Genomic DNA, 13,132 nt, shown 5'->3' on the forward strand with positions numbered 1-13,132 from the left:
GTAAAATCGCGTATTTCAACGGGTTTATGGCCAATAATAGTGAAGCCAGCAAGCAGCCTATCCAGTTCAAATTGGCTAAGGGTAAACACCTGTTTTTTCTCTCTGACAGGCCATTTGAACTTGGCTTTTTCCAGGCGCTTATACCACAGGGCGAAGCCTGTGGTATCCCAATAAAGCACCTTTATCTTGTCACGCTGCTTGTTAGTGAACAGGAACAGTGCGCCAGAGTTGAGGGGTAAGTCAGTCTCGGACTCAACCAGTGCCGCCAGGCCGTTGATAGATTTTCTGAAGTCGACGAACTCGCGGTAGAGGTAAATAGCCGGAGGATGTACTAGCCCTTTCATGATGACAGTGCACCAATAAGCTCGGCGACATACGAAGCCGGTGTTCCCTGGGGAATACTCAGTTCAATATCATTGATGCTGAGTGTCATGTTGGATGCAATAGGCTTGGCGACTTGGTAATGGGTGGTCTGTTCAACCACTTCTGCGCGGATAAAGCCGCTTTGCTGGCTACCACCGCCGCATTCCAGCAGGCGTCGTTTTGCAAAGAACGTTGAAGTGCTGATGTCATGCCGGCGACAAAATTCCCTCTGGGTCAGGGAGCTATTTTCAAATTGCCGAAAGATCGCCAACCATTCCTGGTCGCTACGTCGTTGCTGGGCCATGATGCTGTCTCTATTTGAATGAAAGCAACATCATAAGTTTGGTGTCAGCTTAATTGAATGTGAGGTTTATGGGGCGGATACGTTTAATCGCGGTGCTTGATATGGTCACGTTCCGCATAATATTGATTGTTTGGATGAGTTAGCTGCCTTACTGCCAAGGACTACATTGTCTCTCGTCCGATCTTCACAGAGGTCGAGGCTGTGCGCCGGGCGATTTACCTTGCGAAGGAAACTGGTTGTAAGCTTCACCTTTGCCACCTGAGCAGCCCTGAAGCAATTGAGGAAGTCACCAAGGCACGCAATGACGGTCAGGATGTGACGTGTGAGTCGTGCGGCCATTACTTTGCCCTAGATGATGACCAGTTCGAAGAAATCGGTACCAAGGCGAAGTGTTCACCGCCGACCCGTAACAAGGACAATCAGAATCGTATGTGGGCTAAGCTTCTGAATGGTGAAATTGATGGTATTACGTCAGATCACTCACCATGCACACCCGATTTAAAAGAAGGCGGCATTTTCGACGCCTGGGGCGGGAATCTTCACTGCAGAACAGTGTTGATATTATGTTTGACGAAGGGGTTCAAAAGCGTGGCATGACGTTGACTCAATTCGCTAAGCTGATGGCTACCAACCCAGAAGATTTATTTGGCTTAGAGAATAATGGGCGAATTGCGATGGGTCAATATACCAACCTCGTTATGATTAAATCGGATTTATCCTATGTGCTAACCGCAGGCGATTTGGAATGCAGTAATAGTGGAATGATCATGATATAAGAATTTAAAAATATACGAGAATATACTATTTTAGTTAATTAACTTGCTTGTTTTTATATCTAGGAACTTCGATCTATAAGAGATTAAATATAAGATTAAATGGTAGGTGTTAATTAGACTGGAAAGGGTTAATAATATGGTTATGGATATAAAAAAGCCAGTAAGGATAACTTACTGGCTTAGCGATTTTAATATATTGTCTTAAAACGACTTATACTTGTACATATTCTGCTTTTTTCTCATCGTTATAGACATCGCGGTCAAACTCACCAAGTTTGTCAGAAACAAGCATGCCAATCATGACATCAACAACATTGTTAAGTAGTGTCCTGAACATACCAGAGAACCAGTCAATACCGATAAGAATCGCAACACTTTCCAATGGTAGGCCCATTGAGCTAGCGAGGAAAGTATAAACGATAATCATACCACCAGGTACGACAATGGTGCCCATGCACATCAATACAGACAGCAGGATAGCCATACCCATCTGGAAGGGCTCTAGCACAATACCGGTGGCCTGGCTCATGAAGAAGATAGCCAAGACGTAGCACATTACAGCACCATTGGCATTCATCGACATGGTAATTGGCCCTGTAAAGTCAGCAACTTTACGGCTCACACCAAATTTCGTGACGGAATCTTCCATTTTGGTCGGGAGGCAAATTGCTGAAGAGGTCGTTGTCATTGACATAATGGACAGCTTGGCAAATTTCTTCGGCATTTTAAAAGGGTTTACTTTTGTCAGCATTGCCGTCAACGGACCATACATGAGTAGAAGAATAATGTCGCCGATTGCCAGAGCGCCCAAGAACTTAAGCATAGGGATAATGACTTTAAAGCCGATAGCGCCAGAAACATTGGCCAATAAGCAGAAAATACCAATCGGAGCCAACTTCATTACCATCTTGATGATATTCATAATGACGGCATTAAAACTGACGATAAATTCAGTAATAATTGTATTTCCTGTCGTGCGGGAATATGAACCCATTGCAAGCCCAAAAATGACGGCAAAGACAATACAAGGTATCATGGCGCCACTGGACATGGAGCTAACTATATTGGTCGAAAAGAAACCGAGTATTGTATCTTTTATGGATGCGTCGGGAGTTGCTACTGCAGCCGCTGCGCCATCAATAATTATGCCTTCGCCGGGCTTAATCGTTAGGGCGAGGAATAACCCGACAAAAGCCGAAACAATAGTCATGGATATTATCCATTTGAAAGTGTGCAGGCTCATTTTTCCTGCACCTTTGCTGTCAACGTTTCCTATTGCTGCGGATACTGCTGTCATTACCAGCAATACAACGGACATCTGGATCAATCGGATGAAGATGTCACCGATGAATTTAATATTTTCAGCCCATGGGCCAACAAATGCTCCAAAGGCTATCCCGCCTGCTGTCGCAATAAGTATCTGATTGGTTAGTGATATTGATAGCTTGGGCTTGGGGTTATTCTCAGCCATACTAATTGACATACTCGTTCCCTCATTTCAGTTTCATTCCTGATATTAAGGCCTACAAATGCTTTAGATCACAATAATAGTGAAAAGCATTACAACTGTATCTGACCTCTTCTATATCGACTCATACAACTTATTTCTATTACGTATCTGGTTGTGATACAGAATAGGGAAAAACGGATAGCTTTTATTTGATGGTGATTCGATAAAGGTGAAATGTTAAATTGTTTTATTAAAAGGTGGGGGATCGTTAGAAATGTTTAAATGTTATTAATGGGTGGTGGTTTTTTTCTTCCATCTTTTTGTTGGTGAGAATATCAAAAAGACGGAAGAATGATATCAGCTTCTATGGTTCATTAATACTCTGGCAAATTAAAGTTTTCAGCAATCTTGACAATCTCATTGTCCGAACAATGGGCAATATCTTCCATTACTTCACGGGTGAGGTGAGGACAGAATAACTCAATGAAATCTAACATGTATTTTTGCAAAAACAAGTTACGGCTATAGCATAGCCATGCATCACATGCAGGGATAATATCGTTAAGCGGGATACTGACCAAGTTTTCATCGACCACATCTTGGGCGGCAACTTGGGCAATAATGCCGATACCGTAACCCAGGTTTACGTACTTCTTGATGACCTCGACGTCCATCACCGTCATGAAGTAATACGGTGTGATCCCTTTTTCCTTGAAGGCTTTATCTTGTGACGATCGCCCAGTTGACCCCGGCTCGTAGCTGATCAGCGGGTAAGCCCCAATTTTCTCGATTGAGATATCGCTGTCATTAGCCAGTGGGTGATCTTTGGGTACGATCAGGCTCAGGTTCCATTTATAAGCCGGCAGTACAATGATGTCTTTTTCCCGCTCGACGTTTTGCGCCAGTATCGAGAAGTCAGATTGGCCACGTTTCAAAATATGGCCATATTTGTCGAGTTGCGAAGTGCCAATGTGGAATTTGATTTTTGGGTAGCGCTTAACAAACCGTTCTACCGCTTCAGGAATGAGGTAGCGGGCAATGGTATTGGTGGTGTAAATGTTCAAAAAGCCTTCTTCCGGCTTGATGTGATCGCGAACAATAGTCTTGATGCGGCTCTCTTTTTCTAGCATGTCGATCGCTTCATCGATGATTTGCTTACCGATAGGCGTGACCGTACTGATAGATTTGCCTTTGCGCTCAAAAATTTTGACGCCCAACTCTGATTCAAGCAATCTGATCTGCTTGCTGACGCCCGGTTGGGTGGTAAAGAGGGAATTGGCAGCAACCGAGATATTTAGGTTGTTGTCTATTACCGCCTTGAGGTAACGCAGTTGCTGTAATTTCATTACTCTCTCATTATATTCGCAATATTTTCATACCCTTGATTGTGCCTTAAATTACATAACTTTTATATAACAAGTGGTAATAATATATTCTATTTCCTTTTTGTAATGGGCGGGGGCGCATAAAGAATCCTTTTCGCTTCAACGATGCTTATGGGGCTTAGTTCTCCAGCGCACGGATCATTTCGAAGCGGCGTAGCCCTACCATGACTCTGTTTTCAGCTAGTATGCTGAGGTTACCGATGGCTTGATATTTGATGGTGAGACTGAAGTACGGATTTATACGCGGTTGAATAAAGCAGAACAGGCGGCATTGAAGGAGTTCGTTGCCGCCCTCATCTTTAAGCTCATTGTAATGTGAGCAAGGAAATGGCTGTCTGCGTACAGCCATTTCTTATTTCATCTTTAGTGGCTTCTTGATATCACCCAAGTTGCCTGGCAATCACCGCAGCAGACCTTGGCATCGCTGATGCTCTTGTTAATGATCTGGGTGTTTTCAGAGTCACACTCTGGGCAATGAGTTCGGGTTGGCGGGCAATTAAGTTCAACACAATGATTCTGATTTTCCTTAGCCTTCACCATTGGTTGTTTGCAATCTGGGCACAACATGAATAACACTCCTTATATTTTGAACTGACTTCTTGTCAGCTTTGCTATTATGCGTTTTATTTCCCTATGTCGTGTGGCACAAAATTTGTGCCAATGTGGCAGAAATAAAAGACATGCACTGTAATATCACCGTTGTGAGGGTGTGACCAGCCTGTCGGCTGAATTGTTGGCGGTTTGTTGATCGTTATCATGAATAGACAAAAACAGTGAATAATTTTGCGAACTATTATTCAAATTTGTAATTCATTTTCAGTATTTCTGTCACTATGGCGTCAACTAATTGAATTATTCTGTCTTTTACCCTATATAACGTGAAGTCTGTTGCTAATACTACGGGTCATAGTGGCTTCGACGCGGTTGCTTTTATTTGCTATACCATTACTGGATAAGTCGGTTCAAGTTACCGCGTATTCTCTCTTGTCAAATCAGGTTCGCCACTGTTTTCTAACATGACTTTCCGTGCGGTATTACGTAGTGCCAGTGTGGCCTGCCAATCACTGCCGTTAGGTTTAATCAGTGGGCTGATAATAACGTCGATATCTCCTTTGCGGGGAAAGAGTGATTTATCCCTTAAAATGGAGCGGGTACCTTTGAGCGTGATGGGCAGTATTGGGATCTGCTTTTCGACCGCGATTTGAAATGCGCCAAGATGAAAGTCATGCAGGCCAGCCATTCGATATAATGTTCCTTCGGGAAAAATCGTCAGCGGCCTTGGGCTATCGGCAAACGCGGTTAACTGTCGGCTATCGGTGAGGCTTTTTTGGGTGTCGAAACGCTCGACAAAATGGGTGCCCAATTTCTCAAGGAAAGTACGGGCAAAAACATTGCCTTTGAGCTCAGATTTGGCGACAAACTGGTGCTCTTTACCTGTCGCAGCCAACAGCACTAGGCCGTCGAGATAACTGGCATGGTTGACGATAACCAGATATGGCGATCCATCGGTAGGGATATGCTCAATGCCGTCTATTGTCAGATTGGTGCCGGTTAGCTTGATGAGTGAGCGGGCACCCCAGCGGGCAACTGACCAGCAAGCTGATTGTGTCGGTAACAGCGCGACCAGTACCCAAACGGGTGGTGCTAATAATGCCATGATAAGCCACATATAGCAGGCAAAGCCCCAGTCTGCAGCCAATCGCCGGAAGCGGACGAATGCAGGCTTGGCGCTGGACATGAATAAGCGGGTCGCTTGCCACCATACGGCGCGTTGCGGGGCATTGAGTTTGTTTTCCTCAAACAGGGTTTTACATGCCGAGCGACGGATTTTGCCACTGGAGGTTTTGGGTACGGTATGGGGAGGGCAGAGCTCGACTACATCAGTGGGGATCCCTAATAGGTTGAATGACAGGTTTTGTATCTCATCTCTTAGCTGCTGCTTTTTTTGTTCATCTTCAAGTTTGGTTTCGGCCAACACCACCAGTTGCTCGGTGCCTGTTTTGGGATTAGCACTGGCAAATACCGCAATACAGCCTTTGCGGCTCCCGTCAAGCTGGCTGACGGCTGACTCTAGCTCTTGTGGATAGATGTTACGGCCTGCCTTGATGATGATGTCCTTGACTCGGCCAGTGAGAAACAGCTCCCCTTCCATCGTTAGGCCGCGGTCACCGGTCCTGAGCCATTCATCGTGGTAGAGCTCGGCGGTTTTGTCTGGGGTGCGATAATAACCCAATGTTGATGAAGGGCCTTTGAATTCCAATTCACCTTCTTGTCGTTCGGGCACTTCTCTCCCTTGGCTATCGACAATGCGTATCTGGTGGCCCGGTAACGGGTGCCCCAATCCGATAAGCGGAATGCTATGATCCAGCAAAGAGTTGATATTTTGATCTACTTTCGTTTCGCTTCCATCAACGTTGACGGCTTTACCCGAGTTCACCACAGCTCTACCAGAGTTCATCATCGTTTGACGGTCAACCCATTCAACCCTCGGCGTGCGGGTTTTGAGTGGGAACGTTAATCCGACCGACGATTCCGCAAGTCCATAAACGGGGGTCATCGCTTCAGGGGCAAAACCATGGTCTTGGTAGCGCTGGGTGAATGCTTTCATTGTTGCCGGACTAATGGGCTCTGCACCATTCCAGCAATGCCTGACTGAGGAGAGATCCAAGCCTTCCAAGTCAGCGTCTGCAATCTTGTTAACACACAGCTCGTAGGCAAAGTTGGGGGCTGCAGTTATGGTTCCCCGGTGGTGGTGCAGTGCCCATAACCAACGCTTGGGTTGGGTCAGGAAGTTAAGCGGAGACATGATCACCAAGGGGATCGCATGATAAAGGCTGCCGAACCAGGCGCCAATTAATCCCATGTCATGGTAGACCGGCAACCAACTGACGAATACATCATCAGAGGTCGCGCCGACGGCTTTGCCCATCGCCCGAATATTGGCAAGTAGGTTGGCATGAGTGAGTTTCACCCCCTTGGGAATACCGGTACTGCCGGACGTGTATTGCAAAAAGGCAATGTCATCAGGTTGCGCTTGGCCTATGTGTTGTTGCTCGGATGTGACGGATTCAGCCGATAGGGTTTTAATTTCTTCTGTGGTGACAATATGTTGCAATGCCGGAACATGAAGCTTGAGCAGAGTTGATAGCCCTTTGGCTTGTTCAACGGTGATCAGTAACTTGGTTTCGGCATTCTGTAAAATTTTGCTGTGCCTGATCAGGTGATCCTCAATTTGCGATGGCCTTGCTGGTGGGTAGATCGGTACCGGGATTGCTCTCGATAATAAAATCCCAAAGAAACAATAAAAATAGGCGTTACAGGTGGGCAGCATGATCGCTACGGTATCACCAGGGCCGATACCGAGATCTTGCAGCCGACAGGCGATGATCTTCGCCTGCTGATAGAGAGTGTGGTAACTAATGGATTCGACATTGTCCGCGTCTTGATATACATACAAATGTGGACGATCACCGTGTTGATCGACATGCCATCGCAGCAGATCTTGCAGTGTCGTTACGTGATCGGGGTAATTGGAGGCTGAAGGCAACTCAATTCTTTCCGCCGAGGCTTTTAACGACGTTGGGTGTTGCTCGGCATTGAAGATTGCATTGAGCAAGTCGCGGGGAGTTTCGATTTCTGCCAGTGTTTGCGTGGGAAGCGTAAGGGTAAACTGTTGTTCGGTGCGTTGGAGCAGTTCGGCTCTGGCTAAGCTGTCGAGGCCCAGATCTTGGTCGAGCTTGCTGTCAAGATGGACGGAATTGCTATCGAAATTGTCTGGGGTGATTTCGTTAGCAAGCTCTTTCACTATGCCAAGTAATGAATGGGCAGCCTGTTTGGGATCGGAGTAGGGAAGGGGATTCTGGCTTTCCATGGGCTACCCTTTTTTGTTGTTATGATGCCTAAAGTGTAGCCAAAATCGGCATTAATGCCGTTAAATGTATGAAAAGTGTGGTGATGTGCACACTCGCTATTCCATTCGGCTATTTTCCTTGAACGGAACCTATTGGTGAGGCTCTAAACCCTGCAACTTGAAGTCACTTGGGTGTTACTGTGATAAAGATCACGCTAACGAGGTGCACTCAGTAACAAGTCGTAAAATGATAGTGTTATCGGCATATAAAGTGAGTACATTTCGTTTTGTCATCTAATTCAGTTAGGACTCGTTGCGCTTTCTGACGGCAATCAGGCGGTTGAAACAGGATATAAGATTTCAGCAGATAGAATTTACCTATATCGATAATGACACCATTAGTCAGGCCTGGCACTTCACTGCTTGTAATGAAAAACAGGCCCAGCATCGACCTAGCGGGTGCTAGTGGGAACGATACTGGGCCCGAGGGTTAATTGTAACTTAGTAAGTTAGAGCGCTTATTTTAGGTCAAAGCGGTCTGCATTCATTACCTTGGTCCACGCGGCGATGAAGTCACTTACAAACTTCTCTTTGGCATCATCCTGGGCGTAGACTTCTGCAATAGCGCGAAGTTGAGAGTTCGAGCCAAACACCAAATCCACACGGGTCGCTGTCCATTTCTTCTCGCCAGTCGCTCGGTCTGTCCCTAGGTAAGCGCTGTTGTTAGGGCACACTGGCTTCCACTCTGTCGCCATGTCCACAAGGTTGATAAAGAAGTCGTTGTTTAGCACGCCAACTTTATCGGTCAATACACCATGTGCTGTATTGTTGTGGTTTGCGCCTAGTACGCGTAGACCACCAATGAGTACTGTCATTTCTGGAGCGGTTAGGCCAAGCAGTTGTGCTTTATCAAGCAGCATCTCTTCGGCTGGAACAGAGAACAGTTTCTTAGCAAAGTTACGGAAACCGTCCGCTTCAGGTTCCAATACCGCAAACGACTCTTCATCCGTTTGCTCTGCTGTTGCGTCAACACGGCCTGCAGAGAATGGTACGTCTACATCAAAACCACCGTCTTTCGCTGCTTTCTCAATAGCGACGTTACCTGCAAGTACAATGAGGTCTGCGATGGATACGCCACGCTCACCCGTATTAAAGTTTGCTTGAATACCTTCTAAAACAGTCAGTACTTTATCTAGTTGCTCTGGTTGGTTTGCTTCCCAGTTTCTTTGTGGTGATAAACGAATGCGCGCACCGTTTGCCCCGCCACGGTAGTCTGAACCACGGTAAGTTGAAGCACTAGACCAAGCTGTAAAGACCAGTTCAGATACGCTGAGTTCTGAGTCTAGAACCGCCTGTTTTAGCTCAGCAACATCACCACTTGAAAGAGCAGCAAAGCTTGCCTGTGGCAGTGGGTCTTGCCAAATCAGTTCTTCTGATGGTGACTCTTCACCGATATAGCGGCTCTTCGGACCCATGTCGCGGTGTGTCAATTTAAACCAAGCACGCGCAAACGCATCGGCAAATTGATCTGGGTTTTCATGGAAGCGTTTTGAAATTGGACCGTAGATTGGGTCCATACGCATTGCCATGTCAGCGGTCGTCATGATGGTTTTCACTTTCTGAGATGCATCATGTGCTTTCGGGGCCATATGGTCTTCATCGACGCCAACCGGTTCCCACTGCCAAGCGCCCGCTGGACTCTTCACGAGATCCCAGTCGTAGCCAAACAGCATATCGAAGTAACCGTTATCCCAAACGATAGGGTTTGGTGTCCAAGCGCCTTCAATACCAGAGGTCGTCGTATCATCACCTTTACCAGTGCCAAAGCTGTTCTTCCAGCCAAAGCCCATTTCTTCCAGTTGTGCCGCTTCTGGCTCTGGTCCCATGTCTGCTTCAGAACCTGCGCCGTGCGTCTTACCAAACGTGTGACCACCAGCAACGAGTGCAACGGTTTCTTCATCGTTCATACCCATACGGGCAAAGGTATCGCGGATATCGCGGCCTGAAGCCAGTACGCTAGGATCACCATTTGGACCTTCTGGGTTTACATAGATCAAGCCCATTTGCACCGCGGCTAATGGTTTTTCTAAGTCTCGCTCACCAGAGTAACGCTCATCACCAAGCCATTCGCTTTCAGCACCCCAGTAGATGTCTTCTTCTGGTTCCCAGATATCAGCGCGGCCACCTGCAAAACCAAAGGTCTTCAGCCCCATAGATTCGATGGCAACGTTACCAGCAAGGATGAATAGGTCAGCCCAAGATAGGTTATTGCCGTATTTCTGTTTTACCGGCCAAAGTAGGCGACGAGCTTTGTCTAGGTTGCCATTATCTGGCCAGCTATTCAGTGGAGCAAAGCGCTGGTTACCTGTGTTTGCGCCACCGCGACCATCTGAAGTACGGTATGTACCTGCTGCGTGCCATGCCATACGGATCATAAATGGACCGTAATGACCATAGTCTGCCGGCCACCAATCTTGAGACTCGGTCATGAGTGCTTCAAGATCTGCTTTCACTGCTTTTAGGTTCAGCGCTTCAAAGGCTTCTGCATAGTTAAAGTCATCACCTAAAGGGTTTGATTTCTTGTCATTCTGATGCAGTATTTTGAGGTTCAATTGGTTTGGCCACCAATCTACGTTCTTCGTTGCTTTCCCGCCAAGGGTTGTATTCCCACCATGCATGACAGGGCATTTACCTGCTGAATTTTCTTGACCATTACTCATCGTGAACTCCTTCTCTGCCAGTAATCACTGCGGCAGTCGATTTGTTTGAAAAACTCAGTATGAATATAGCGAGAATGAGAAATGTTTACAGATGGTTGTATCGATAGTTGTGATAGAGCCGACCTATCTATCTTGGTAATTGATAGTTAATTGATTTATATCAAGATGTTAAGGTGGTGTTGGGTGGATGCAGCGGGCCTGCCTCGCTGTTAACAGAGGCAGGCTTTTTGTTACGAGAAGTTGATAATTATGCTTGCTTCAACTCAACCTCATCGGCGATAAATCCACCTGTCTGGTGTTCCCACAGCTGGGCATAGATACCCTGGTGATCCAGTAGCTCCTGATGGGTACCTTGTTCGACAACTTCACCTTTATCTAGAACAATCAGGCGATCCATAGCAGCGATAGTGGATAGGCGGTGGGCAATCGCGATAACCGTTTTACCTTCCATCAACTCATATAGACTTTCCTGAATGGCTGCTTCAACTTCCGAGTCGAGTGCTGAGGTCGCTTCATCGAGGATCAATACCGGGGCATCTTTCAGTAATACCCTTGAGATCGCAACGCGTTGGCGCTGGCCTCCGGAGAGTTTCACTCCACGTTCACCCACTTGCGCGTCGTAACCGACATTGCCATGAGGATCGCTCAGGGTTTTGATAAACTCGTGAGCATGAGCCTGTTTGGTTGCACTGAGTAACTCTTCTTCCGTCGCATCCGGACGACCGTAAAGGATATTCTCACGGATAGAACGATGCAGTAGCGAAGTATCTTGAGTCACCATGCCGATTTGACCACGCAGTGAATCTTGGGTCACATCAGAAATCGTCTGGCCGTCAATTTTGATAGCTCCCGATTCCACATCATGGAAACGCATCAACAGGTTGACCAAGGTTGATTTACCGGCACCAGAGCGGCCTATCAAGCCGATTTTCTCACCCGGCTTAATGTTGAGGTTAAGCTTTTCAATTACCCCTTTCCCTTCACCGTAGTGGAAGCTGACATCGCTAAATTCAATCTCGCCTTTGGAAACGTTCAAGTCTGGTGCGTTTGGCTTATCTTGGATGTCGACCGGTTTGGATAGGGTTTTCATGCCATCAACCACAGTACCGAGGTTTTCAAATAGGCTGCCAACCTCCCACATGATCCATTTGGACATACCGTTAATGCGCAATGCCAAGCTGACCGCGATGGCAATCGCACCGATGGAAATTGCCGCGCTCGACCATAGCCAGATAGACATACCGGCAATGATGAAGACCAGCAGGTAGTTGATGGCTTCGACAGAAATATTAAAGCCGGTGACAAAGCGCATCTGGCGGTACACGGTATCCATGAAGCCGCTCATGCCTTGCTCGGCATATTCGGTTTCACGGTTTGTGTGGGAAAACAGCTTAACGGTGGAAATGTTGGTATAGCTGTCGACAATGCGTCCGGTCATCATTGATCGGGCATCCGCCTGTTCAGTGGCAACCGCTTTGAGCTTCGGCACAAAGTAAAGTTGAATGCCGATATATGCGAGTAGCCAAAGCAACATAGGGATCATCAACCTGGCATCGGACTGACCAATCATCACCACCATTGAGGTGAAGTAGACAGTGATATACACCAGCACATCAAGTAGTTTCATCACCGTTTCGCGAACTGCTAGCGAGGTTTGCATTACCTTGGTGGCAATCCGTCCCGCAAACTCATCTTGGTAGAAGGACACACTTTGGCGAAGCAGGTAGCGGTGTGCCAACCATCGAATCGACATGGGATAGTTGCCTAGCAAGGTTTGATGGACAATCAGAGAGTGCAGAGTAATAAGGATAGGGACGATAATGACGACCAGCAGACCCATGCCCAATAACTTGCCACCTTCCTCGGCCCAGAACGTGTCTGGATTATGTACGGTTAGCCAATCTACCAGTTGTCCCATAAAGCCAAACAAGGAGACTTCAACGATGGCAATCAGTGCACTGAGCACCGACATGGCAAGCAGTGGCAGTTCAAAACCTCGGGTATAGTGGCGGCAGAAGGCGAGCAACCCCGTTGGTGGTTGCTTAGGCTCATGAGGCGGAAAGGCCTGAGCGAGCTTTTCGAAACGTTTGTACATAAATTGATGGTTCCAGTCTGGCAGATATGTTTGGCAAAATAGCTCTATCGAAGGATATGGCTCGGGGTAACGCTATGACTCGGTGCGCAATGGCATGGAGGCATAGAGAGAGGTGAAACCGGAACGATATCCCTACAGGAAAAGGAATGTGTAGGAGCAATACTCAACGTTGAATTTACACATTATGGT

The 13,132-nt window shown here is 46.9% G+C and carries 10 protein-coding genes; 2 read left to right on the top strand and 8 right to left on the bottom strand.

Translation table 11 applies throughout. The features are described from left to right. Together tnpB and tnpA are read right to left on the bottom strand one after the other, a co-directional pair. Positions 1-344 (bottom strand): IS66 family insertion sequence element accessory protein TnpB (tnpB, locus tag NHN17_RS15920; protein WP_255043594.1); only part of this gene is annotated, 344 nt, incomplete at its 3' end. Next, positions 341-667 (bottom strand): IS66 family insertion sequence element accessory protein TnpA, encoded by a 327-nt coding sequence (gene tnpA / locus NHN17_RS15925; RefSeq protein ID WP_039459411.1) that lies wholly within the window; start codon positions 665-667, stop codon positions 341-343. The genes tnpA and tnpB, both read right to left, overlap by 4 nt. A gap of 201 nt (positions 668-868) precedes the next feature. On the opposite strand from tnpA, the gene NHN17_RS15930 reads away from it, so the two are divergent. Both NHN17_RS15930 and NHN17_RS15935 read left to right on the top strand, forming a co-directional pair. Then, positions 869-1,264, top strand: coding sequence for an amidohydrolase family protein (locus tag NHN17_RS15930; RefSeq protein WP_255043596.1), 396 nt, complete (start codon positions 869-871; stop codon positions 1,262-1,264). Then, positions 1,261-1,443, top strand: a complete 183-nt coding sequence (locus tag NHN17_RS15935) for a hypothetical protein (protein WP_255043597.1) — start codon at positions 1,261-1,263, stop codon at positions 1,441-1,443. Before NHN17_RS15930 ends, NHN17_RS15935 begins: the two co-directional genes overlap by 4 nt. Before the next feature lie 211 nt (positions 1,444-1,654). Here the strand turns inward: NHN17_RS15935 and NHN17_RS15940 are convergent, their stop codons facing one another. The 6 genes from NHN17_RS15940 to NHN17_RS15965 all read right to left on the bottom strand — a co-directional run bounded on the left by NHN17_RS15940 (position 1,655) and on the right by NHN17_RS15965 (position 12,943). Next, positions 1,655-2,926 (bottom strand): dicarboxylate/amino acid:cation symporter, encoded by a 1,272-nt coding sequence (locus NHN17_RS15940; protein WP_255043598.1) that lies wholly within the window; start codon positions 2,924-2,926, stop codon positions 1,655-1,657. A 341-nt stretch (positions 2,927-3,267) separates the two neighbouring features. Further along, the gene (locus tag NHN17_RS15945; RefSeq protein ID WP_255043599.1) at positions 3,268-4,239 is read right to left on the bottom strand and encodes a LysR substrate-binding domain-containing protein; all 972 of its coding nucleotides are present in this window, start codon (positions 4,237-4,239) and stop codon (positions 3,268-3,270) included. 157 nt (positions 4,240-4,396) lie between these two features. Then, positions 4,397-4,627: a hypothetical protein gene (locus NHN17_RS15950; RefSeq protein ID WP_255043600.1), complete on the bottom strand. Its 231-nt coding sequence runs from the start codon at positions 4,625-4,627 to the stop codon at positions 4,397-4,399. Between the two features lie 618 nt (positions 4,628-5,245). After that, positions 5,246-8,149 (bottom strand): AMP-binding protein, encoded by a 2,904-nt coding sequence (locus NHN17_RS15955; RefSeq protein ID WP_255043601.1) that lies wholly within the window; start codon positions 8,147-8,149, stop codon positions 5,246-5,248. Positions 8,150-8,646: 497 nt separating this feature from the next. Beyond that, the gene (gene katG, locus NHN17_RS15960) at positions 8,647-10,848 is read right to left on the bottom strand and encodes a catalase/peroxidase HPI (RefSeq protein ID WP_255043602.1); all 2,202 of its coding nucleotides are present in this window, start codon (positions 10,846-10,848) and stop codon (positions 8,647-8,649) included. Positions 10,849-11,095: 247 nt separating this feature from the next. After that, positions 11,096-12,943 (bottom strand): ABC transporter ATP-binding protein, encoded by a 1,848-nt coding sequence (locus NHN17_RS15965; protein ID WP_255043603.1) that lies wholly within the window; start codon positions 12,941-12,943, stop codon positions 11,096-11,098. Positions 12,944-13,132 lie beyond the last annotated feature (189 nt).

This window comes from Photobacterium pectinilyticum, assembly GCF_024357955.1.
GTDB classification, from domain to species: Bacteria; Pseudomonadota; Gammaproteobacteria; order Enterobacterales; family Vibrionaceae; genus Photobacterium; species Photobacterium pectinilyticum.